The following is a 23102-nucleotide window of genomic DNA, read 5'->3' on the forward strand; positions in this document are numbered from 1 at the left end:
CTCGGTCACGAACTTCAGGTGAAAATTTGTTGGTCGTCTTGCTCATATCGGCTCCACTTTCTCACGAGTTGGAGCCTCCGGCAAACCCGACGCGGTTCAATCTCATATAAAGAGATGTTATTCGATTTCGCATCGTCCCGAAACTATTGCGTCGCAGTTTCGGGACGGATCATTCACACCACCCCATTTCCCCCATTTCTACCTTGCCGAGCAGAAGGCCGATATTTGCGTAACTCTCTATTGGGAGCCTTTGGATGCGACCGCAGAGCAACGTGCCTGCCTCCTTTGCCCAGATGATTGCGTCCATGACCGGCGGTTGGACCAGCACGTTCGACCAGTTAGACACCTTCCTCGGCGGTCCTGCCTAGTCGCAACACTCGTCTGCAGGGTTGCAGAGATTTGGCGCAATCGCGCTTTATCGATCTTTACAAGCTCGCGGTGTCGAGGTCGGCGGCGCGCACATCCGCATTGCCGGTTGGCCAAGAGGCGATCGCTGCCATGCGGACGGAACTGTCGGGCGCGATGCCAACCTTCGCAACGCCGAATGTCTCAGTGATCCAGCCAGGCCGCCAGTTTCTCCAGCGTCTGCAACCCGTATTCCACCGCGCCGAAGCCGATGACCACCTGACGCCGCTCGCGGCTGGGGTGGAGTTGGCGCATGGTCAGCACCGTCTTGCCGTCGGCCTGCTCGTCGAAAGTCACCATCACGCGGAAACGGTTGGGATCGTCCGGGTCGGGCGAGCCATGGTCCATCACGATCCGTTCGTTCGGGACGATCTCCAGAAAGCGCATGAGGTTGGGGAAGCGCTGCTCCTTGCCCTCGAACATTCCCACCATGTCGAAACGCCAGACCCCGCCCTCGCGGATATCGGCCTCGTGGCTCTCGACGCGGAGCCCGGTCGGGCCGAACCACCCAGCGAGCGCCTCCGGCTTCGTCCAGGCGGCAAACACTTTGGCGCGCGGGTGGTTCAGCAGCTTGACCAGCACGATCTCGCGATCGAGCGACCAGCTCTCGATCGGGCTTGCCACGTCTTTCATTCGCTCTCTTTCGTCGTATCCAGATAGAATTCCAGCCGCTCCAGCCGCATGGCCCAGTTGCGGCGTTCCGATTCCATCCAGTTTGCCGCCTCATCGAAGCGCGCCTTCTCCAGTCGGCACCAGCGGCTGCGTCCGCGCTTCTCGCTGATGATGAGCCCGCATTCTTCCAGCACCCTGAGATGCTGCGCGAAGGAGGGCAGCGTCATGTCGAACGGTTCGGCCAGCACGCTCACCGGCACCTCGCCCTCGGCCAGCCGCGACACCACCGCGCGCCGCGTCGGATCGCTGAGCGCGTGGAAGGCAAGGTCAAGCGGGGTCGAATGGTAAGGCATGTGTATGTGTAAGATGACCGGTGCGATCGGTCAACGATAAAAAGGTACTTGCCTTAGTGTTTACGTTTCGACATAAAGGTACTTGCCTTAGTATCGAGCCCGCGCCGGGCAACCACAAGCAAGGAGGCCCCCCATGGCAGTTCGTGTCGATCTCAACATCTCACTCGACGGTTTCGCGACCACGACGGACCAGACACCCGAGCAGCCGATGGGCGAGGACTGGATGCGCCTCGTCGGCGCCTATATCGCGACACGGACGTTCCGCGAGCGCGTGTTCAAGGACACCAGCGGGGCGGGCACGACCGGCATCGACGACAAATATGCCAGCGCGTATTTCGACAATATCGGCGCCGAGATCATGGGCGCCGGCATGTTCGGGCTGCACAATTTCCCCGACGATCCAAACTGGCAGGGCTGGTGGGGCGACGAGCCGCCATTCCACTGCCCGGTCTTCGTGCTCACCCACAGGAAACGGGCTTTGATCGAAATGGCCGGCTGCACGACGTTCCATTTCATCGAAACCACGCCGGCCGAGGCACTGAAGCAAGCAGTCGCCGTCGCGGGCGGCAAGGATGTACGCATCGGCGGCGGGGCCAGCACCGTGCGTGAGTTTCTCAAGGCAGGTCTCGTCGATCGCCTCCACGTCGCCATCGTGCCAATCCTGCTCGGGCGTGGCATCCGCCTGTGGGACGATCTGCGCGGGCTGGAAGCCGGCTACTCGGTAGCATCGGAAACGGCCGAGAGCGGCGTCATCCACCTCACGTTCCGGCGATGATCTGTCGTCACACGATCCTTAGCCGCGTTGGTCAACCTCGGTTGCGGCGTGGTCTGGATGGGCAACCTATTCCACAAACCGAGCGAGGTTTTCGAGCGTCGAACGAAGCCCGATATCGTGGTCCTTCTTGCTAATACCAATCGGCACGTTGTCGGCGACGATCGAGACATCCGTGCCGCCCGGCGCCGATGAAAGGCCCCACGTCATCCGCATCTCGCCCGCCAACGCCGGATCGTCAGATTGGAATGTAACGAGCTGGACCACGCGCTCATTCGGAACAAACTCCGCAAATCGGCCCTCGACGACATCGGTATCGTCTGACGTCTTACCCGCGCTCGGGTGATCGCCGCTATAGGTCAGCGCCATCCGGTATTTTCCGTCCGGTCGCGCATCGAATTCGTAAATCACGCCGGTCATGCCTTTGGGCGGGAGCCATTGCAGCCATGCCTCGGGATCGACGAATGCGCGATAGATCACGTCCGCAGGCGCGGCGATGAATCGGCTCGCCGAGTCGGTTCTTCGATGCTGAAGATTTGCCGTCATCGATCATTCTCCCCGCACTGTCCAAAGTCTCGCACCGCCGTTCTCCTGTATTTGCACGCTACACTACTACGCCGGTAAATCCTTGTTGAATCGGCCCAAAATCAGGCCCTTTTAATCATCCCCGTCAGGGGAAGGTTTGTCTCAACCCCGTTTGAATCGGGGTTACATGGCGGCGTCCGCGCTCGCGCGCTACCTCGACGACGCCGGCATCGTCGAGGTGATGCTCAATCCCGAGGGCGGCTCTGGATCGACCGCCTTTCGGAAGGCCTGTCCGAAACGGGGGAGCGGTTCGAGGGGCTTTTGCCTCCCGTCGTCGCCGCGCCGACCTTTGCGATCCGCAAGCCCGCCGTCGCGGTGTTCGCGCTCGACTGTTATGTCACCGCCGGCATCATGTCGGCCGAGCAGGCCGAGGCCGCATGGTGCGGTCTCGGGAACGGAAAACGGAGACTAACAATGGCGACCATCGGCACCTTCAAGAAGACCGGCAACAACGAGTTCACCGGCGAAATCGTCACCCTCAGCGTCCAGGCCAAGAACGTCCGCATCGTCCCTGACCAGCGCGCCACCGGCGAAAACGCCCCCAGCCACCGCGTCCTGGTCGGTCGCGCCGAGATCGGCGCCGCCTGGTCAAAGCGCTCCAACGAGGGCCGCGACTATCTGGGCCTCAAGCTCGACGATCCGAGCTTCAACGCTCCGATCTACGCCAATCTCTTCGACGACGAGGAAGGCGACACCTTCTCGCTCATCTGGTCCCGCCCGAACGGCCGGCGCAGCGACTGAGCCCCACGCAAGGCCCCGGCCGGATCGGTCGGGGCCTTTGCCGCGCGGGAACTTCCGCCTGCAAAAGCCGGACACGAGCAAAGCGAAGTCGCTCTCCAGACCCTCCAGCATAACGCTTCGGCTTTACGAGATCACCCCAAGGGCATCCCTGGTTATGCCCCATAAGGCCCGCCGTGCATCTGGATCATCGCCGGGCGGGACGGGCTTTAGGGGCCTTGCGCCCTTCACCGAGAAATATCCGCCAGTGGCGATCCCAAATTCAGCATCCATGGCGAGGCGGACGATGATGTCCGCGCCCCGGCGGGGATCGCCAATCTTAAGTCTCATCAGGACGCGCTCAAGCATTGGCGCGAAGCTCAGCTCTCGTCCCAGCCCGGTGACGTTGAAGCCTGGGTCGAGGCAGTTGACGGCTACGCCCGTTCCCTCCAACTGCCGTGCAAGTTCGAGGGAGAACATGATGTCCAGCAGCTTCGTGCGTCCGTAGATCCGCGAGGAACCGAGACCGGAAAAACCCGTCGGCGCGAACATATCGCGCGTCAGCTTGATCTTTCCGTGACGGCGGGACGCTTCCGATGCTGTGGTCACAATGCGCGAGGGCGCCGACCGGACCAGCGTCTCGCGCAGGACGTTCGTCAGCAACCAGGGCGAGAGGTAATTGACCGCCATCATCTCGTCATGGCCGTCGACCGTGCTGCGCGGCGCAAAGGCGTGAATGCCCGCATTGTTGATCAGCACATCGATCCGGTCGTAACGCGCGGCGATCGCCCGGCCGACGGCGCTCACTGTTTCCAGGCGTGTCAGGTCAGCAAAATGAATATCGATCTGCGCCCGCGGCGCGATGGTCCTGATTGCATTCCGCGTCGTTTCGGCGTTGGTCTCGGAGCGGGCGATCAGCACCAGATGTGCGCCTCGCTTGGCCAGCTCGATCGCCGCCAGCCGTCCGATCCCGCTCGTGGCGCCGGTCATGACGATGACGGGGGCAGGAATCTCGGACATGGACACCTCACGAAAGTAATGGATATATGTCCATCATATCCGCAATGCCAAGAAATGAAAGGAGCCCAGCTGCATGGCCTCCCTCACCGATGACGAAACAAATGAGACGTCCCCGCTCTGGCTATCGCTTGGCGAACAGCTCAACGCACTGCTGAGCGCGTCCCGTGCAGTCACGACTGAAATGGCCGCCAGCTTCGGCGCCGATCTCCAGCCGTCGGCCTACCACATTGTCCAGTGGCTTCACGCGTTCGGGCCGGCACAGGCGAGCCATGTCGCAGACGGTTTGGCCATGGACCGGAGCGCGACCAGCCGCCTCGTGCGGCAACTCAAGCAAGCCGGGATCGTCGAATCTCGGTCCGATCCGACCGACAGGCGTGCTGTGATATTGTCCCTCACGGACGAGGGCGCGGCCAAGATGCGCGCCGCGATCAACTATAAGAGTGAGGCTTTTCGCCGGCGTCTCGACGGCTGGAGTGACGCTGATCTGCGCCTCTTTACGGCGCTCCTTCGCCGCTTCAACACGGGCGCGCGGTCGACTAGCGCAACGCATGTGCCGCGGGCAGCAGGCGACCGAATCAGTCGCTCCCTACGATAGGCGGCTGGTGACCAACAAGCGCCTGTTTTTGCTCGCGCGGATCGCCAAGAACGACTATTATAGTCGTAGTTCTGGCAAGTGCGTTCGCGTCGGTGGGAGGTGATCATGCATGATCACTGCCCGCCAATCACGGGCCGCACTCGCGCTGCTGGGGTGGACACAGGAGACGCTCGCTGACAAGGCCCGCACATCGCTGACCGCGCTCAAGCGCCTTGAATCCGAGAGCGGATTAGAGGTGTACGAATCGACGCGCGATCAGGTTCGTAGGGCGTTCGAGGCGGCCGGTATCGTCCTGCTTTCCACCGACAAGGGCGAAGGGGTACTGCTGCTCCATGATCGGCTTGACCGTCAGGGGCGCCGCTGAACTCCTTCGGTCGGACTGCGAATACTGCCTGTCCCCTTTGTTATACTGGCGACCGATGGGAGTGTTAACGAACACTGGTCGAGCGAATATAGTCGCCTGATGGGACACGCGATGCCGCAATTTCTGGACGAGCCACCGATCAGCCAAACCCTTCCGACCTACGATCGCGAGCATATGGCGCTCTACCTGCGTCTCCTCGATTCGGCGCGCGATGGCGCCGACTGGCAGGAGGCCGTTCAGCTTCTCTTCGGTCTCGACCCGACGCGCGAGCCGCAGCGTTGCCGTCGGGTCCATGACACGCATCTCGCGCGCGCAGTGGATGACCGAACACGGCTATCGCGAGATCATCCGCACGGCGCAGTGATCGCGGCGATGCCGTTTCGGCACCGCCCTCCGCCATCTTCGGCGAACGGTTCTTCAACTGATGAAACCGGCCCACCGCACAGAATTCCTGACACTCCCGAAAGATCGCAAAATTAGCCTTCCCGGTCGGCGTGTTCCATACCCGCATCGCCGCAGAATTCGGCAACTGAAAGCCGCCGGGCTTCCTGATACGATCGTTGTAGCCCTCGAAATCAGGAAAAACCGCTTCGATTCTGTCGCGGATCAGGTCGTAATTGCCCGCCAGCGAGTCCCAATCGACCACGGACCTTGCCGCGAGCGTCGCCTTCGCGATACCGGCGAGTATCCACCGCTCCGATCGCACCTGATCGCTTGGCGGCTTAAGAAAACCTCGCGATGCGTGGACCATCGACATGGAGTCTTCCACGGTGATCGCTTGCCTACCTGTCGCCTGGATATCTTCGTCCGTGCGACCGAGCACCGGCAGCAAATAGTTCACCTTGGCCGTCAACAGATGTGTCCGATTCAGCTTGGTTGCGAGGCGGACCGCGAGATCGAGCTTACGGAAGCCATTGAAGCACGCCTGAGGGTCGGACGCCGCCATGGCAAGGTTGCCTCCAAGGTACACCACGGCTTTAGCGTTGCCATCACGCATTGCCGCGATGCTCTCGACGACGGAATGCCCGTGATCGCGAGGCGGCTCGAAGCCGAAGACATCGCGCAGCGTGTCGAGCAGCGCAGTCGGCGGGCGCTCTGAGATGCCGACGGTGCGGTCACCCTGCACATTCGAATGGCCACGAAGGGGGCAGACGCCGGCGCCGGGCTTTCCGATATTGCCCTTGAGAAGGAGCAGGTTTGTTATCTGCTGAACGTTGGCCGTGCCGGTGACGTGCTGGGTAATGCCCATGCCGAGCTGACGATGGTTGCCGACGATGCCGCATAAGCGGTCGCGATTTGCTCCAGGTCCTCCCGACGCAGGCCGCTTGCGCGTTCGATAGCGCCCCACTCTGCCTTCGAGGTCGTGGACAAGCGCATCGAAACCTGCGGTGTGGCGGCGATGAAAGAATGAACCAATACGGGCGCCAGATCGGCGGCCTTGGCCGCCTTGTCCATGGAAACCAGCGCCTTGCAAATTCCCTTGAGCGCAGCGGCGTCACCGCCGACCTTGACCTGGAAATATCTGCTCGCGATCGGCGTCGAAGACAACGTCGCCATCTCGATCGGCGCTTGCGGTGCCTCGAAACGTTCGAGCGCCCGCTCCCTCAGCGGATTGATGGCTATGATCCTGGCGCCACGCCTCGACGGTGACGCCAGTCGCCGATAAAAGCGCCCCATTCGCGAAGAGCAATAAGCAGCTCATGTTGTTTGACTGGCGCGATCGTCGGGAGGTGCCGCCCCACCGATCATGGCCGGCTGGCCCAGACGGCGGAGTAGCCGGCTTTCGAGCGCGCTGTCGGACTATTCTCCAAAACCTGCGCCCTTCCATCAAGATCAGGTATGGCGATCCGCCTTATATGCTGTGCAACCCTATTGGAGCGAGCGGGAGGTCGATAGAACTATGACTGCCGATACTATAGCTGCGGGACATCGCCCGTCGGGTCTGAGGGATCTTTCCGCGGAGGCGACACGGGACGTGGGAGCTGCGCTCCAAGCACTGCTCGCGGATGTCTTTGCGATCTACCTAAAGACGAAAAACTTTCATTGGCATATGAGCGGCCCACATTTCAGGGACTATCACCTGCTTTTGGATGAGCAGAGCGATCAGATATTTGCAATGACTGATCCAATTGCGGAACGTGCTCGGAAGATTGGAAGCAAAACGTTGCGCTCAATTGGCCACGTCGCTCGTCTCCAGCGTATTTCCGATAACGACGCAGACTATGTGGATCCACAAGATATGTTGGCTGAGTTGCGGGACGATAACCTCCGGCTCACTTCGGCAATGCGTCAGGTTCATAATACTTGTGACGAATATCATGACGTCGCCACGGCCAGTCTGCTCGAGAATTGGATTGACGAGACGGAACGACGAACCTGGTTCCTTCATGAGGCATCACACAAAGGGTCTCGCTTGAATTACTGAGAGGTCGCTGGCTGTGACAGTCAAGAAGTCGGAAGACGGTTGCACCAATCACGCGAGGCGATCAACGCTGTACAAGACAGCCATCCGGCAGAACGCATGACGCTAAGCCAATGACCTCGGTTCAGTATTTGCTGGCGTTGCATAACCACGAAGTAGCCGCCTCAATCGCTAAACCTCTCCGGGCGCTCGCGGCCTCGGGCTGTTTTGCGCCAAGACGATGTGCGGCATCGCCGAACGGCATTGACTAGGGCATATTATGACCAATGAGCGATCGTCCCGCAAACCCGACAGCATCGCTTTTTCCCCGTCGATCGATCGTCGAACCGTGCTCGCTCTTGGCGTGTCGGCTGCCACGGTCGTCACGCTCGGAATTCCCGTTACGGCCGCGGCCGGCCCCCGTCAACGAACGACAAAGGAGTTCAACATGTCTAGCATAACCACGAAAGATGGCGTCGAGATCTTCTACAAGGATTGGGGTCCGAAGAACGCCCAACCCATCGCTTTTCATCATGGCTGGCCGCTCAGCGCAGACGACTGGGACGCCCAAATGCTGTTCTTCCTGGCACATGGCTTTCGCGTCATTGCGCATGACCGTCGCGGACACGGACGGTCGGCGCAGGTCAGCGACGGCCATGATATGAACCATTATGCCGCCGACGCCGCGGCGGTGTTCGAACATCTTGATCTCAAGAACGCCATCCATATCGGCCATTCGACCGGCGGCGGTGAGGTGGCGCGGTACGTTGCGAAATATGGTCAACCGCAAGGCCGTGTCGCCAAGGCTGTCCTGGTCAGCGCCGTTCCGCCGCTAATGGTCAAGACCGCGAGCAATCCCGACGGCACCCCAATCGAAGTGTTCGATGGCTTCCGCAAAGCACTGGCCGCCAACCGATCGCAATTCTTCCTCGATGTGGCCTCTGGGCCGTTCTACGGCTTCAATCGATCGGGCGCGAAGGTTTCGCAAGGAGTCATCCAGAATTGGTGGCGCCAGGGCATGATGGGCAGCGCCAAAGCCCACTATGAAGGCATCAAGGCTTTCTCGGAAACCGATCAGACGGAAGACCTGAAGGCGATCAAGGTGCCGACGCTTGTCCTACAAGGCGATGATGACCAGGTCGTACCCTACAAGGACGCCTCCTTGCTTCAGGCCAAGCTGCTCAAGAGCGCTACGCTCAAGGTCTATCCCGGCTTTTCACACGGTATGTGCACGGTGAACGCGGATACGATTAACGACGATCTCCTCGCGTTTATTCGGAGCTAGCGCGGGGCACCAACGATTTTCGGCTTGGCAGGCCAAAAATCATCGCCAAACCACGTCCTCTTTCACTGGCAAAGGCGAACCTTATTGACGTCCTCGGCAGAACGAGGATCAGCATGTTGGCACGTCATCCGAGAAGTGGACCGACAACAATCCTCATTCCAAATATCGTGCTGGCTTAATTGTCCGAACGATTTGGGGTGTCTACTGACACCCACCCCACGGAGGAAGCAGCAATGGATCTCACTTTCAACGGGTCGCCTCACAGTGCTGATGCCCCGGGCGAGATGCCGCTGCTGTGGGTTTTGCGCGACCTGCTCGGCATGACCGGCACCAAATACGGCTGCGGCATTGCCCAGTGCGGGGCATGCACCGTGCATCTCAGCGGTTTCGCGGTGCGCTCTTGCCAATTGCCTGTCGGCGCGGTGAGCGGGGGCGATCACGACCATCGAGGGCGTCGGCGCAACGCCCGCCGGCGCAAAGATCCAGAAGGCTTGGCTCGACCTCGAAATGATCCAGTGCGCCTATTGCCAGCCCGGCCAGATCATGTCCGCATCTGCCCTGCTCGCCGCGAACCCGCAACCCGACGATGCCGCGATCGATGCTGCTATGGCGGGCAACCTCTGCCGCTGCGGTACCTATGTCCGGTTTCGCGAGGGGATCAAACATGCTGCGCAATCCTGACACGACCTTCGCCCCCGCTGTCGATCTCACGCGCCGCACGCTTCTGCGCGGCGCCGCGGCGCTCGGCGACGGTCTTTTGATTGGTATCGAACTGCCGTCTACGGATGCGCGGGCGGATGAGCCAGTACCGACCGGAGCGCGTTTTAACGCGTTCATCCACATTGCTCCCGACGACAAGGTGACTTTCACTCTACCAGCAGTAGAGATGGGCAAGGGTGTCTATACGTCGCAGGCGCAATGCATCGCCGAAGAATTGGACGATTGGACGTCGCGCTGGACAAGGTCATCATCGCCCCTGCGCCGGCAGACCAGGCCCTTTACGGCAGTCCTGATTTCGTCATCCAGGCGACCGGCGGATCTACTACAACAATGGCTTGGAGCGGACCATTGCGGAAGGCAGGGGCAACTGCCCGTGCGATGCTCGTGCAGGTGGCGGCGGCCGAATGGATTGTCGATGCTGCCACCCTCACAACTGAGAACGGGCACGCGTCACGCCTGCCGATGTCCCCAGCGCGCGCCGGCAGGATTGAGACGACGCAGGCCATGGGTCGAGCGCGTGGTGTGGCCGTGTCCGCATTGCTGCGGCTGTCGCCACGCGAACAAGATCTCCTATCCGCTGGAGCACATGACAAATTGTGTCGCCGATTATGCGCTCCTCGAACCGCATTCGAGCGATGACCTGACCATGCGGCTCAAACTTTTCGTCAAGGTCGAGAGCGCCCTGAACGCGCGATACGAGACCTTCGGCGCACTTGTCGACCCAACTGGGGTTTGAGCCCCCGGCGTTCCGGCCTCAGGCATCACCAACGGACCAGCAGTCGACAATCACTTCCAGAGCCCCACCGCGCCGTCCACCGTTTCTGCTGGGGTGAAATTCAAATTCTGAGCATACCATCTCGATACCAGAAGTGCGTGCTTCACAGGACAGTTACCGCGCGGTGTCGGTGGGGCTATTGATCAGACGCCCAGCGGGGGCGCCGTTCGCGGCGCCAAAGGGCGGGACTGCTACCAACGAGGGCGGTGAAGACGCGTGTGAGATGACTTTGATCAGCAAACCCACAGACAAGCGCAATTTCAGCAATCGAAATATCTGTCTCGAGTAACAACGCTTTCGCCTTCTCAACACGGTGTCGCTGCAACCACTTGTGTGGGGTCAGGCCTGTGGAAATTCTGAAAGCCCGTATAAAATGCCCCCGCGACAAACGGCATACGTTTGCTACATCGGCAAGGGTAATGTCTTCGCGTGCACTGCTTGCGAGGTAGTCCTTCGCGCGGGCTTCTGCTGCCGGAGATAGGCCGCCTCGCGCCATTGGCCGGCGCGACACAAGACCTCCATAGGTTGACTGAAGATGACCGCAAACCGCCAAAGCCACATGATCGACGACAAGCGAACACACCTCTTCCGGTCGCTCGAACATGGGAAGGAGTGATGCCGCCAGGTGACCCAGCACCGGATCAACCAGCCCCGGGGGGCAGTTCAGGTCCGCAACCCGACGATCACCCGTATCGTCAGAGAAATTATTTAGAACAGATCTCGGGATGTAGAAGGATATACCCACATGCGGATGAGTAACACGCGCGGAAAATTCGTCCTTGAGGTTGACGATACGAATTGAATTAGCTTCATATCCTTGAGAAATAAACGGCTTACCTCCCTTCCACAACTCGTGATGCTGTACGATTTCGGGATAGACGGCCAGGATGAACGTGTCTTCGGCGGGGATCGGAGTCGTTCTACCAAGATGCTGGTGGCCACAAGTGAGCTTTGTCATCCCCACCTGGGCTGATCTCAACGACCGCGTCACAATCGACGGCGCATCGCTGACTCCGTGACTGTGCGCAATAACATCGCCATATTGACGGCCTCGATCAGCCATCGCACGACGCTATGCGCTTGATATATTTATCCAAATATTTGCCTCCAGAAATAACAGCCAGTTCACCTGCGTTGCCATTATCCTGCCTTAGCCCGCCATGCATAGTCAACAAGAGGTAACCACCTATTTGGCGGAGGTAAACCCGAGAAGCGGGCGCTGGCCAAGGAACGATGTCATCCCTGCCCCCGACGCGCGCTCGGCCTGCGCGTCACGCGAAGATCCACCGGGGAGATGATCGTATGCTGGCGCGGCAATACCCCAGCGGGCTCGCGATCCCGTTCGGGTCTGAACCTTGGTGCAAATCTCCCCGATGGTCAGGCCGCCATCGAGATTTGACTCGCGGCCAAATCGGTTCCCAACAGGCAAATCGTGTTTCCTTCGTCCAAGCCGATATCGCAGGCCTGTCGCATACTCGCAGAGAATGTCGCTTTCACTGCAATCGCAGAAGAAGGCGCGCCGCCAAGTCGGGTGGAGGAGCCAGTATAATGAAACCGACGCATCCTTATTTTGCGATACTGGGGGTCACGTTCGCACTAACCGGGTCCATCAGCAGCAATGCGTCGGAAGCCGCGCCCCAGTCGGATTGGCCAACCTACAACCGCACTCTGACCTCAGAGCGCTATTCTCCTCTGGATCAGATCAACGCAGCAAATGTGAACGCGCTGAAAATTCAGTGCGTATACGATACCAAGGTCAAAACATCATTTGAGACCGGCCTCGTACAAGTGGATGGCACGCTCTTTGGTGCCACGGAGCAAGACACCTTCTCCATCAATCCGGACACCTGCCAGGAGAATTGGCGGGTGCACGAGGCGTTTCGGCATAGCCCGGTCAAAGTGAACCGCGGTGTCGCCATCGCGGGGGGCAAGGTGTTTCGCGGCACCACGGACGGGCGTGTGGTGGCCTATGATGAGGCGAGCGGCAAGCTGCTCTGGGCGACCACTATCGCCGATCCCGCGCGAGGCGAGACGGTGCCGGCCTCGCCGATTGCTTGGCACGGCATGATCTTCATCGGCAACGCCGGCGGCGACAACAAGGGCGTCAAGGGTCGGATTTATGGTCTGGACGCGAGCACCGGGAAGATCATCTGGGAATTCTACCTCGTGCCCAAGGGTCCTGACGACAAGGCGCGTGGTCCGCAGGCCAAGAGCCAGTCAGTAGCGATGTCCTGGGTCAACGCCAAAGGGTTTCCCATCAACGGCGGCGGCACCTGGACCTCCTACACCCTCGATCCGAGCACCGGGCTGCTCTACGTCCCCGGCGGCAATCCGGCGCCAGACTTCCTGAATGCCTATCGTTATGGCGATAACCTGTTCACCGCTTCGGTTGTCGTCCTTGATGCTCGAACAGGCGCCTATCAACGCCATTTCCCGATCGTCAGTAACGACTTCCACGATTGGGATGAAGCAGCCACGCCGGCGGTGTTCACGACTAAATCCGGCAAACGCATGATGGCGGTCACCCCCAAGGACGGACATCTCTACGGCTACGATTTGGCCACGCGGCTCTACCGGGAGCCCGCTCTCCCCAAAGAGCGTCACATACGGGAGTTTGAACAGTGGCCAAACGCTGCATCCGGATCATCGGAGGATCTCTCGGCGGCCTCTTCGCCGCAGCACTTCTTCGTCAGGACGGCCACGATGTGAAGATTTACGAACGATCCGTTGGCGGACTGGCCGGCCGCGGCGCGGGGCTGGTCGGCCAGCGAGAAATCTTTGCGATCCTACGGGCCGTCGGTTGCGAACACGTCGCCCAGGTTGGCGTCATCGCGAGGGAGCGGATATTTCTCGATCGGTCCGGAGCGGTCATCGAGCGGTACGGAACGCCGCAAACGCAGATCTCCTGGGATCGCCTCTATCAGACCTTCGAGGAACTCGTGGCTGACGGCGTTTATTTCCTCGGACGGTCGGTGCGATCCGTGTTCCAAGACGAGACCCGCGCGACGCTGCAATTCAACGACGGGGGGTGGGAAACCGCCGACCTGCTCGTTGGTGCAGACGGCGTCGGGTCGGTGGTCCGGGAAAGTGTGCTTGGCCAGCCCGCTCCGAGCACCTATGCCGGCTATATCGCCTGGCGAGGCCTCTTTCCCGAAACTGAGCTTCCGCCGGCGGCGGCGGAAGTCCTGTTGGATCGGTTTGCCTTCTACAGCATGCCGCGATCCCATATCCTCGGATATGTCGTGACTGGACCGAATGGAGAGATGTCTTCGGGTGCTCGCCGTTACAATTGGGTCTGGTACCGCACCGCCTCGGGCGCGGAAGCGCTCGGCGAAGCCCTTACGGACTCCAGCGGCAACAGCCATCGCTACTCCCTTGGTCCGGGAGCGCTCTCTGCAGACCGGCGTGATCAGCTTTTGACGGATGCTGCAGCTCAGCTTCCGCCGCCCTTCGCGGCCGCTGTCGCGGCCGAACCGCGCCCCTTCCTTCAGGCCATATTCGATTTCGAAACGCCTAAGATGGCGAACGGACGTATCGCGCTGTTAGGCGACGCCGCTTTCGTGGTTCGGCCGCACACCGCGATGGGGGTCGCTAAGGCCGCGGGTGATGCTTTGGCGCTGCGGGCTCATCTCGCTAAAACCGATGACATTCCGTCGGCGCTCGAAGCCTACGACATTGAACGCAGACCCGCGGGGCAATCGATCGCAGCTAGCGGCCGTCGACTGGGCAAGAGCCTGGAATAACGATCCTTGCCGGACGACCATCTCGGATGGCACGCCTCAATCCTCATCCTTGAATCTGTCGGAGGCGGCGACCGATCCCGCCCTAGCCAGTGAAAAAGGGAGCGGTTTAACCTAGAAGGGAGACGACATGAGAAGCGAATCAAATGGTGTTCAGGCGCAGGTCGTCCGGCTCTTTGGGCATCGCGATTCTGCCGAAGCGTGGGAGATTCGCGATTTTCTCAAGCGAAGTGTCGTCGAGTTTCAGTGGGTCGAACTTGCCACTGACGAAGACTGCCGAGCCGCCCTCGGACTCCCGAACCTCGCGAACGTGCGCTTGCCTGTGGTCGAACTGCCGGGCGGCGAGCGGCTGTTCGGTCCATCTTTGCGCGACGTCGCGGCGCGGCTTGGCTTCGTCACGAAGCCAAAGCTTCGGGAGTATGACCTGTCGATTTACGGGGCTGGGCCAGCAGGTTTGTCTGCCGCAGTGTATGCCGCGTCGGAGGGGCTGCGCACAGTCCTAATCGAGCGCAGTGCCGTTGGCGGACAGGCCGGCACCACGTCGATGATCGAGAACTACATGGGCTTTCCGGAAGGTATCAATGGCGCTGACCTTGCTGAACGCGCCCGCCAGCAAGCCGTCAAGTTCGGCGTCGAACTGTTGATGATGCAAGAGGGAGTGAAGTCAGAGTTTCATGACAGCCGTATTTGGACCGACCTTGCTGACGGCGGGAAGATGGTGGCGCGCGCAAACATCTGCGCCACTGGCGTCGAATGGCGCCGATTGAACCTCCCAAATGAAGACCGCCTCCTGGGCCGCGGCCTCTACTATGGAGCCGGAGCGAGCGAGGCGCCGTTCTGCGCCGGTGAGGACGTATTTGTTATTGGGGGTGGTAACTCAGCGGGACAAGCTGTGATGCATCTCGCTACTCATGCGCGAAGTGTCACAATGCTTGTGCGCGACAAGGCGCTTGCTGCGTCGATGTCTCAATACTTGTCTGATCGAATCCTGGCGGAGCCCAATGTTCAAGTGCGCTACGAAGTCGAGATTACCGGACTTGAGGGCGAAAATGCTCTCCAACGGATTGAGGTGACCTCTCGTAGCAACAAGACTTCCGAATGGGCTTCGACGCCTCGCCTTTTTGTGGCGATTGGCGGGGTCCCCAATACGGATTGGGCCATTGATACGACCATCATCAGAGATCCTGGCGGATACTTGGTTACCGGACCTGACCTGCTGAAGGAGGGTCGTGCGCCAGAGTGCTGGCCACTACAGCGGACGCCATACTACCTGGAGACGTCGGTTCCTGGCTCGTTTGCCGCTGGAGACGTCCGGCATCGTTCGATCAAGCGCGTCGCAACAGCCGCCGGTGAGGGCGCAATGGCCGTCGCCTTTGTGCATCGTTATCTGGGGGAGACGGCGTGAAGCGCAACACGCCTCCGTCCAAAAACGAGCGCCCCGAAGACGCGGAAAGCGGCGTCCTACCCGATGGCGTACAATCGGAGATCTCGGAAACTGAGTTCCCAGCGCGACGCATCTTATCACTCGTGGGCGATAAATGGTTCACCATCGTACTCTATTGTCTATCGACGCGTGAGGTTCGTCGATTCAACGAACTCCAGCGGCAGATACCAGATATCTCTAAGAAGAAGATGCTGATACAAACGCTTCGAGGCATGGAACGTGATAGACTACTCGAACGACAGTATATCATCAGGTTCCGCCGAAGACCGAGTATCGGCTGACAAGTGAGGGGACCCTCTTCGTGAACCAATAGCCTGGCTTTGCGAGTGGGCGAACCAAAACGGCGACTTCCTGGAGGCAACTGGTATTCGTCGAAATTCGCGACCAGTCGAATGACTCGGCTTATTCAGACCCTGCGTAGCGCAGCAGATCGGCGCGCTGTGTAGCCTTCTATGCCGCCCATCGATTACCGAGGGCTATGCCATATTCAACCATTTCACGACCATATTCGAGCTGCATCTCCTCGAAGCTGCCGAGCCCTGCATCAACATTTCGGCCGGCGCGCTTCAAGGCCATTGCAAGCACGGAAGCGTCCCGAGCTGCCTTTGCCGCTGCCCCGGCAGTATGGGGGCGCATGACGAATGCAGCGTCTCCAAGGAGACAAGTGCGCCCGAAGACCATGCGCGGAACTTCGACATCAACAATCGTCTGCAAGAACGGCTCGGGTGTCGCGGCGACAAGCTTTGCCAGCATTGGATGCACCTCACGATGCGCAAGCTCTACGAGCGAACGGATCGATGAAGGCGACGCCTCCCCTTGGCCCAGGGACGAATGATGCGAACGACCATCCCGATCAATCAGAAGCCTGTCTCGCTCAGTTGCGGCAGCCTTCACGTACCAAACCCAGGATCGCTCTGATCATCCCGATCGTCATATCTGTTGCATGCCTATATGGCGTTTCGCGGTAAGGTCGCAAACCTCGAAGTGGATGACACGGGCGAGCCCGCCACGCGACGCCCGTCAGTGTAGGATCCGGGATCGCACTTGAGCTGATAGTCTCTTGCGAGGGCTCCTGCCGACCTGATGAAAATCCGATTCGCGCCACATAGAATTTCCTAAATCCACGACGCTCGTCTCGGGGAATTCGATCAAATAAAACAAACGGCCAGGACCCGAACCTTTGCCCTCAACCATTTGCCCGATCGCCCTCGCCGTCTCGGCCAAACACCCGAGTTCGATGTGCCATCGTCGAGCCGCAGCGATGTGCTGTGCATCGCGTGTCGTGACGCCGATCACCAGATCGTCAACAGTCTCAGTCAAAGCATCCGACTAATCGACAAAGCTGCTGACAATTCATCAAGATCGCGGCGACCGATGTTCCTATCGTCAAGCAAAACGAGGCGGGGGATCGAGATATGCCCGAGAAGATTGACAACCGCGGGGGCGGCAACGTTACCTTTCCGACGGTTCGGTCGCGACGCGCGTGAGTTTCTCTTGGATATTTCGCCGGCGCACGCTTGGGGGCGCCGCCGCTGCCGGATTGGGCGGAGCGTTGGCTGCACTTGCGCTGGCATGGCGGCCTGTGATTGCGCCGATCCCCGTCCCGCCACCATCATCCTTCAGCACTGACCAGGTTGCTCGCGGCGCGACGCTCGCGGACATCGGCGATTGCTCCGTCTGTCACACAGCGGAGGGTGGGCGTCCGCTTGCCGGCGGACGGCCCCTGGCGACCCCGTTTGGCGTTCTCTATTCCGACAATTTGACGCCGGACCCGGACACCGGCATCGGCCACTGGTCGCCGGAGGCGTTCAAGCGCGCTATGAAGGACGGCATCGGCCGTGACGGAGCCCATCTCTATCCGGCATTGCCGTATGAGCATTTCACTCATGTGACCGATGCCGACCTCGACGCGCTCTACGCCTTCCTGATGACCCGACAACCAGTTCACGCCGAAGCGCCGGCCAACAGGTTGATCCCACCGCTAGGTTTTCGGCCGCTCCTGGCGGGGTGGAAGCTGCTGTTCCTGCACAAAGGGCCCGTGCCATTCGATCCAAGCCATTCTGCTGAATGGAACCGTGGCGCCTATCTGACCGAAGGCTTCGCCCATTGCGGCGCGTGCCACACGCCCCGCAATTTGGCCGGCGGCGAGGAAGGGTCCAGGGCATACGGTGGCGGTGTCGCAGAAGGCTGGCGCGCGACAGCGCTGGACGCGTCCAATCCCGCAGCGCGGGCTTGGACCCGCGACGCACTTTACACTTACCTCGCAACCGGAATCTCGCCGGATCATAGTGCCGCGGCTGGACCAATGGGCCCTGTGATCAAGGGCTTGTCCACAGCGCCAGAGGCTGATGTCAGGGCTATTGCCACCTATATCGCATCCAAGATGCTCGGGCGGGAGGCCGCCGAGCCATCACCGACCCTGATCGACAACACGGCTGCGGCGGCCAAGGCCTATACTGCGGGCGCGACACTGTTCGCAGGCGCTTGCGCCGGCTGTCACAGTCAGGGCGCGCCGATGCTGGGCCAAGGGCGTCCATCACTTAGCCTTGCCAGCAATCTGGGCGACGGCGACCCGACCAGTGCCATCCAGGACTTGTTGCAGGGGATTGAACCGCCGGTCGCCGGGCGTGGCCCCAAGATGCCAGGTTTCGCCGACAGTCTGACCGATGCCCAGGTGGCGGAGGTGCTCGCATATATCCGCGCTCGCTACACCAATCGTCCGGCTTGGCCGGGGCTGGAGAAAGCCGTGCGCGTCACGCGCAAGGAGGGCGCCGAGCCATGAGCTTTCGCATCAACGTAAATGGCAACGATCACCAGATCGACGCCGATCCGGAAACGCCACTTCTCTACGTGCTCCGCGACGAGCTTCAGTTGAACGGGGCGAAATACGGTTGCGGCCTCGGCCAATGCGGAGCCTGCACGGTCCAACTCGACGGCAACGCCGTCTTCTCCTGTGTCACACCGGTGATCGCGGTCGTGAACCGCAAGGTTCGGACCGTCGAGGGATTGGGCTCGATCGACAAGATGAGCCCTCTGCAACGTGCATTTGCCGACGAACAAGCAGCCCAATGCGGATATTGCATAGCCGGAATGATCATGCGCGCTCAGGCTCTGCTCGACCTCATCCCCAAGCCAGACGAGACACAGATCCGGCGACACATGCAGACCAACCTCTGCCGCTGTGGCACCCATATGCGCATCCTGCGGGCTGTGCGACGGGCGGCCGGTCTTCGCGTCGACGGACACGCAGCGCATGAGTGAGCCCCTTCGACCCACGATCCTTTCGCGCCGGCAGGCCCTCGCCGCGGGCGGCCTACTCGTTGTCTTTGGCTTCTCCTCGCGCGCCTTGGCTGAAACGTCGGGTGGTGGCGAAGGGGGCCCGGCCCCTAAGGCGGTCCGCCCCGACCTGCCCGGTAGCCTGAAGGGCACGCCGGTGCTCGATGCTTGGATTCACATCGCTCCCGATGGCGGGGCCACGGTCTTTTCCGGCAAGGCAGAGTTGGGCCAGGGGATCCGCACGGCGCTGCTTCAGGTCGCGGCGGAGGAACTCGATTTGCCTCCCGGTGTCATCACGTTCACCACCGCCGACACCGCCCTGACTCCTGACGAAGGCCTCACGGCAGGCAGCCATTCTATGCAGGAAGGCGGTGTGGCGCTCGCGAACGCCGGCGCGAACGTTCGAATGCTGCTGACGCAGGCTGCCGCGCGCCAATGGGGACTCGCCCCCGACCAACTTACCACGACCGGCGACGGACATGTCGCCGCACCGGACGGGCGGCGGCTAGGCTACGGCCCGTTGGCCGCGTCGTTGTCGCTGCACGTCGAGGCGGTCGCCGATGCGCCGCGGCGCGATCCGGCACACTACCGGACCCTGGGGCGCAACCTGCCGCGTGTGGACATTCCGGCCAAGCTGACGGGCGGCGAGGCCTTTCTGCAGGATATTCGGCTTCCCGGCATGCTGCACGCGCGGGTCGTTCGGGGTCCTAGCTACGGCACCCGGCTGACAAAGCCGAACCTCGCTGCCGCGCGCCAGATGACTGGCGTGGTCGCCGTCATCCAGAACGGCGAGTTCGCCGCGGTGGTGGCCAAGAAGGAGTGGCAAGCTATTCAGGCGATGCGGGTCGCCCAGGATTCCGACTACGTCCGCACACGACCGCCTCTGCCGATGGCCGATGGTCCCCACCACCTGCAAACCCTGCCTCGGCGTGAGATCACCGTGCTGAAAACCAACGACGGGGCCCTGCCCGCTGCCCATACGTTACGCGCGACCTATAGTCGTCCCTGGTACAGCCACGGCTCGATCGGTCCGTCCTGTGCGGTGGCGCTGGCGAAGGACGGCGGCCTCACGTTGTGGTCGCATAGCCAGGGCGTGTTCGACATGCATCGCGCCATCGCAGAGCTCGTTGGGCTACCGCCCGAGAAGGTGCGCTGCATCCACACACCGGGCTCCGGCTGCTACGGCCAGAACGGCGCTGACGATGTGACTGCCGAGGCCGCATTGATCGCAATGAAGCTCCCCGGACAGCCGATCCGGCTTCAGTGGATGCGCGAGCAAGAGTTCGGTTGGGAACCTTGCGGGTGCGCCATGGTGACAAACGTCGACGCGGCAATCGACGCCAATGGGCGCATCTCCCGCTGGACTTATGAGGTCTGGAGCAACTCCCATAACAATCGGGCAGTCAAAGCCGGCGGCTACGCGGTCGCCCAGCAGATCGATCCGCCGCTGGCAATGCAGCCCCCCGAGCCGATTCCGATGCCGGAGGGCGACGGCGACCGCAACGCCAATCCGCTATACGTCTTCCCCAACATGGACGTCCGCTATCATTTCATTGCCGAAGCGCCGCTTCGGGTCTCGGCACTGCGGTCACTTGGCGCCCACCTGAACATCTTCAGTCTCGAAAGCATGCTGGACGAATTGGCGCTCGTCGCTGGCGTCGATCCCCTCACTTTCCGGCTGAACCATATGAAGGACGAGCGCGCGCGCGCCGTGATGCAGGCGGCGACCGACCGGTTCGGCTGGTCGAGCCGACCCCGCGGTGACGGACGCCGGGGCTGTGGTATGGCCTTCGCCCAATACAAGAATATTGGGGCCTATTGCGCTATCGCACTGGAGATCGAGGTCGAGCGCGAGACCGGCGCCATCACAGTCCATCGCGTCAATGCCGCAGTCGATGCAGGCCAACCGGCCAATCCCGACGGCATCCGCAACCAGGTCGAAGGTGGGATTATCCAGTCGCTCAGCTGGGCCGCAATCGAGGCGGTCACTTATGACGCGTCCAAACGGACCAGTTTCGATTGGGGCAGCTATCCGATCGCCCGCTTTACCGAAATGCCAGGATCCATCGACGTACAGGTCATGGACCGGCCAGGTCTGCCCTTCATCGGGGCTGGCGAAACCGCACAGGCCCCGGCATCGGCGGCGTTAGCGAACGCTTTGGCCGATGCGATCGGCGTTCGGCTTCGCGATATGCCGCTGACAGCTATGAAAGTAAAAGCGGCCATTGGCGTATTAGGAGAACGCTAGGCCAAAGACGCGCGTGAATAGGCTCCAGAGCGGTGGTCGTCGGCGTCTCTCAATCTCAAACGCCTTGTAGTTGCGTATCTATCGTGAACGCGAAACCCGTGACGCTGCCGTATTCGTTCCAAGTCAGGCCGAACCATAATGACCGCTGTGTCGAAAAGCATCGCTGCGTCTCCTAAGCAGCTTCTGCCATAGCTTGTCGCGGTGGCCTTCTTCATGGGGTCGCTGGACACGACAATTTTGAACACAGCGGTTCCGGTCATCGCCAGGGCGCTCAGCGTGACCCCGCTGGCGGTGAAATCGGTGTTGGCGAGCTACGCTTTGAGCCTAGCCGCCTTTATTCCGTTATGTGGATGGATGGCTGACCGTTTTGGCACCCGCCTGGTATTTGCCTCGGCCATTGCCGTCTTCACCATGGGTTCTGCGCTCTGCGGGCTCACGACCGACATGCAGGCTTTGGTGCTCAGCCGCGTCCTGCAAGGCGCCGGCGGCGCGATGATGGTGCCGGTTGGCCGCATTACGCTGGAAAAGACGTTTCCACGATCCGAACTCGTCAAAGCCATGAGCTTTGTTGCGATTCCCGGGCTCGTTGGCCCCATGCTCGGCCCGCTCGTTGGCGGCGCCATCGTCAGCTATTTCCATTGGCGCGCAATTTTCCGGCATTAGGTAGCAAAAACCACCGAAAGCGGACTACATATTTGAATTAATGGGTTATTTCACTACGCGTTTTCACAGCGCCCGGTGCGCGTATGCGTTGTCAGTTTGATAGTGGTTGCGCGAAAAGGGTTGTCTCGGGCACGCGACTTTCTTTCGGCGTGTTTTTCTTGTTGAAATTTACGAAGAACTTCGTATATTGAGGACGAAATGGCTTTCAAGGGCGTCACGTTTCGCGTCATCAAGGCACTGAAGGAGGGTACTTATCAGCATGCGGCTCGTGGGAGCATCGAGGACAAGAATGCCTTGATGACTGGCGATATTTCCCCCGAGGACCTGATAAAGATCATCGACAGGTGCAATGGTACGCATCATGAAAGTTCTGAACACCATGAGTTCAAGGGTGTTGAAGTACATATCCTCAAACGAGATGGCTGGTACATAAAATTCTATTTCGTTGATCCGGACACGGTCTTCATAAGTGTACATCCATCAAGGTAGGCGAACATGAAAATCTGGTATGCTGGAGATAAGAGCAAAGCGCTCTGTGAAAAATGCCGGAAAGTTGTTGCGACGACTTTCGACTACCACGACGTGCCTTTCGAAAGCGGAATCGGCGTAGCGAAGCAGATCATGGCGGCAACCTGCGACGAGTGTGGTACCGTTGTGGCTATCCCGCCGCAGTCGACGCCAGCAATCCGTGTTGCTCGTGAGATTGCCTCCAGACCCCTGGAAGTGGTTATGGCTGCGCCTTTTATGGATACGTTGGACCTAGCGTCCTATCGGATCGATCCTTCGGCTGGCGTGATACTTCGAAAGTCACTGATCGCATACTTCGTGCACAGGTCTGTAAACGACGATTCGTTGGTGGAGAGGCTTCGCAGAAACGCAGAGCTTCATCGCGAGAAATGGAGAAGCTGGCACGATACACCGTCGAAGCGGCTTTCGATGAAAGTGACCCCACGCGTTGGCGACGAGTTTGACGAACTCGTCAAGAAGAGTGCGCTGAATAAGACAACGTTGGTCAAGTCCATCGTAATGGATATTGCCTCTGAAATCGTTGAACCTGAAGAACCCCGAATGATGCCCGAGTTGCGCAGGATGGCTGCGGCGCTTGCTGCGTAGGGCCAAGCCCGTTA

At 60.5% G+C, this 23102-nt stretch carries 23 protein-coding genes and 4 pseudogenes; 19 read left to right on the plus strand and 8 right to left on the minus strand.

Features of this window, described 5'->3' with window-relative positions; translation table 11 throughout:
• Nucleotides 1–549: 549 nt before the first annotated feature.
• Both PY650_RS29740 and PY650_RS29745 read right to left on the minus strand, forming a co-directional pair.
• Entirely contained in the window at nt 550–1038 is a 489-nt protein-coding gene (locus tag PY650_RS29740) for an SRPBCC family protein (protein WP_285883358.1), read from the minus strand.
• Complete coding sequence (locus PY650_RS29745; RefSeq protein WP_285883359.1) at nt 1035–1370, minus strand: ArsR/SmtB family transcription factor; 336 nt, start codon at nt 1368–1370, stop codon at nt 1035–1037. The genes PY650_RS29740 and PY650_RS29745 overlap by 4 nt, the downstream gene beginning before the upstream one ends.
• A 133-nt stretch (nt 1371–1503) precedes the next feature.
• Here PY650_RS29745 and PY650_RS29750 point away from each other — a divergent pair, with 133 nt between their 5' ends.
• Nucleotides 1504–2145, plus strand: coding sequence for a dihydrofolate reductase family protein (locus PY650_RS29750; RefSeq protein WP_285883360.1), 642 nt, complete (start codon nt 1504–1506; stop codon nt 2143–2145).
• Nucleotides 2146–2211: 66 nt separating this feature from the next.
• On the opposite strand, the gene PY650_RS29755 is transcribed toward PY650_RS29750, so the two are convergent.
• Complete coding sequence (locus PY650_RS29755; protein WP_285883361.1) at nt 2212–2688, minus strand: SRPBCC family protein; 477 nt, start codon at nt 2686–2688, stop codon at nt 2212–2214.
• 453 nt (nt 2689–3141) lie between these two features.
• Here PY650_RS29755 and PY650_RS29760 point away from each other — a divergent pair, with 453 nt between their 5' ends.
• Complete coding sequence (locus PY650_RS29760; protein ID WP_285883426.1) at nt 3142–3468, plus strand: DUF736 domain-containing protein; 327 nt, start codon at nt 3142–3144, stop codon at nt 3466–3468.
• A 123-nt stretch (nt 3469–3591) separates the two neighbouring features.
• Here PY650_RS29760 and PY650_RS29765 read toward each other — a convergent pair whose 3' ends face one another.
• The gene (locus PY650_RS29765; RefSeq protein WP_285883362.1) at nt 3592–4464 is read right to left on the minus strand and encodes an SDR family NAD(P)-dependent oxidoreductase; all 873 of its coding nucleotides are present in this window, start codon (nt 4462–4464) and stop codon (nt 3592–3594) included.
• A gap of 73 nt (nt 4465–4537) precedes the next feature.
• Between PY650_RS29765 and PY650_RS29770 the strand changes: the two genes are divergently transcribed.
• From PY650_RS29770 to PY650_RS29780, 3 genes and pseudogenes are all read left to right on the plus strand, one after another.
• On the plus strand, nt 4538–5059 hold the full coding sequence (locus PY650_RS29770; protein ID WP_285883364.1) for a MarR family winged helix-turn-helix transcriptional regulator: 522 nt from the start codon (nt 4538–4540) through the stop codon (nt 5057–5059).
• Between the two features lie 109 nt (nt 5060–5168).
• On the plus strand, nt 5169–5423 hold the full coding sequence (locus tag PY650_RS29775) for a hypothetical protein (RefSeq protein WP_285883366.1): 255 nt from the start codon (nt 5169–5171) through the stop codon (nt 5421–5423).
• Nucleotides 5424–5522: 99 nt separating this feature from the next.
• Nucleotides 5523–5787 (plus strand): annotated as a pseudogene (locus PY650_RS29780) (DUF2285 domain-containing protein).
• Nucleotides 5788–6366: 579 nt separating this feature from the next.
• On the opposite strand, the pseudogene PY650_RS29785 reads toward PY650_RS29780, so the two are convergent.
• Nucleotides 6367–6672: pseudogene (locus tag PY650_RS29785) on the minus strand (CbbBc protein); the annotation flags it as partial.
• On the minus strand, nt 6624–7100 hold the full coding sequence (locus tag PY650_RS29790) for a molybdopterin-binding domain-containing protein (RefSeq protein ID WP_285883368.1): 477 nt from the start codon (nt 7098–7100) through the stop codon (nt 6624–6626). The gene PY650_RS29790 and the pseudogene PY650_RS29785, both read right to left, overlap by 49 nt.
• A 223-nt stretch (nt 7101–7323) precedes the next feature.
• Between PY650_RS29790 and PY650_RS29795 the strand changes: the two genes are divergently transcribed.
• From PY650_RS29795 to PY650_RS29810, 4 genes and pseudogenes are all read left to right on the plus strand, one after another.
• Nucleotides 7324–7848, plus strand: a complete 525-nt coding sequence (locus PY650_RS29795) for a Dps family protein (protein ID WP_285883369.1) — start codon at nt 7324–7326, stop codon at nt 7846–7848.
• A 424-nt stretch (nt 7849–8272) separates the two neighbouring features.
• On the plus strand, nt 8273–9109 hold the full coding sequence (locus PY650_RS29800; protein WP_285883428.1) for an alpha/beta fold hydrolase: 837 nt from the start codon (nt 8273–8275) through the stop codon (nt 9107–9109).
• A 233-nt stretch (nt 9110–9342) separates the two neighbouring features.
• Nucleotides 9343–9790 (plus strand): annotated as a pseudogene (locus PY650_RS29805) ((2Fe-2S)-binding protein).
• On the plus strand, nt 9774–10565 hold the full coding sequence (locus PY650_RS29810) for a hypothetical protein (protein ID WP_285883371.1): 792 nt from the start codon (nt 9774–9776) through the stop codon (nt 10563–10565). Before PY650_RS29805 ends, PY650_RS29810 begins: the two are co-directional and overlap by 17 nt.
• A gap of 175 nt (nt 10566–10740) precedes the next feature.
• On the opposite strand, the gene PY650_RS29815 is transcribed toward PY650_RS29810, so the two are convergent.
• Nucleotides 10741–11562: a helix-turn-helix domain-containing protein gene (locus tag PY650_RS29815; RefSeq protein ID WP_285883373.1), complete on the minus strand. Its 822-nt coding sequence runs from the start codon at nt 11560–11562 to the stop codon at nt 10741–10743.
• Between the two features lie 590 nt (nt 11563–12152).
• Between PY650_RS29815 and PY650_RS29820 the strand changes: the two genes are divergently transcribed.
• The 4 genes from PY650_RS29820 (at nt 12153) to PY650_RS37520 (ending at nt 16069) form a co-directional block, all read left to right on the plus strand.
• On the plus strand, nt 12153–13313 hold the full coding sequence (locus PY650_RS29820) for an outer membrane protein assembly factor BamB family protein (RefSeq protein ID WP_285883375.1): 1161 nt from the start codon (nt 12153–12155) through the stop codon (nt 13311–13313).
• Nucleotides 13226–14347, plus strand: a complete 1122-nt coding sequence (locus PY650_RS29825) for an FAD binding domain-containing protein (RefSeq protein WP_285883377.1) — start codon at nt 13226–13228, stop codon at nt 14345–14347. The genes PY650_RS29820 and PY650_RS29825 overlap by 88 nt, the downstream gene beginning before the upstream one ends.
• A gap of 127 nt (nt 14348–14474) precedes the next feature.
• A complete protein-coding gene (locus PY650_RS29830; protein ID WP_285883379.1) occupies nt 14475–15749 on the plus strand; it encodes an NAD(P)/FAD-dependent oxidoreductase in 1275 nt (424 codons plus the stop codon).
• Between the two features lie 122 nt (nt 15750–15871).
• On the plus strand, nt 15872–16069 hold the full coding sequence (locus tag PY650_RS37520; RefSeq protein ID WP_432761598.1) for a winged helix-turn-helix transcriptional regulator: 198 nt from the start codon (nt 15872–15874) through the stop codon (nt 16067–16069).
• A 169-nt stretch (nt 16070–16238) separates the two neighbouring features.
• Here PY650_RS37520 and PY650_RS29835 read toward each other — a convergent pair.
• Nucleotides 16239–16685, minus strand: a pseudogene (locus PY650_RS29835) (FAD binding domain-containing protein); the annotation flags it as partial.
• A 586-nt stretch (nt 16686–17271) separates the two neighbouring features.
• Between PY650_RS29835 and PY650_RS29840 the strand changes: the two are divergent.
• From PY650_RS29840 to PY650_RS29865, 6 genes are all read left to right on the plus strand, one after another.
• Nucleotides 17272–18570 carry a cytochrome c gene (locus tag PY650_RS29840; protein WP_285883382.1) on the plus strand — a complete coding sequence of 433 codons (1299 nt, stop codon included), beginning with the start codon at nt 17272–17274 and terminating at the stop codon, nt 18568–18570.
• Nucleotides 18567–19049 (plus strand): (2Fe-2S)-binding protein, encoded by a 483-nt coding sequence (locus PY650_RS29845; protein WP_285883384.1) that lies wholly within the window; start codon nt 18567–18569, stop codon nt 19047–19049. The genes PY650_RS29840 and PY650_RS29845 overlap by 4 nt, the downstream gene beginning before the upstream one ends.
• Nucleotides 19042–21312 (plus strand): xanthine dehydrogenase family protein molybdopterin-binding subunit, encoded by a 2271-nt coding sequence (locus PY650_RS29850; protein WP_285883386.1) that lies wholly within the window; start codon nt 19042–19044, stop codon nt 21310–21312. The genes PY650_RS29845 and PY650_RS29850 overlap by 8 nt, the downstream gene beginning before the upstream one ends.
• Before the next feature lie 201 nt (nt 21313–21513).
• A complete protein-coding gene (locus PY650_RS29855) occupies nt 21514–21975 on the plus strand; it encodes an MFS transporter (protein WP_285883388.1) in 462 nt (153 codons plus the stop codon).
• A 198-nt stretch (nt 21976–22173) separates the two neighbouring features.
• The gene (locus tag PY650_RS29860; protein WP_285883390.1) at nt 22174–22464 is read left to right on the plus strand and encodes a hypothetical protein; all 291 of its coding nucleotides are present in this window, start codon (nt 22174–22176) and stop codon (nt 22462–22464) included.
• 6 nt (nt 22465–22470) lie between these two features.
• The gene (locus PY650_RS29865; RefSeq protein WP_285883392.1) at nt 22471–23088 is read left to right on the plus strand and encodes a hypothetical protein; all 618 of its coding nucleotides are present in this window, start codon (nt 22471–22473) and stop codon (nt 23086–23088) included.
• The last annotated feature ends 14 nt before the right edge of the window (nt 23089–23102 follow it).

Source organism: Martinezella calliandrae, from assembly GCF_030272695.1.
Taxonomy (GTDB): Bacteria; Pseudomonadota; Alphaproteobacteria; order Rhizobiales; family Rhizobiaceae; genus Rhizobium; species Rhizobium calliandrae.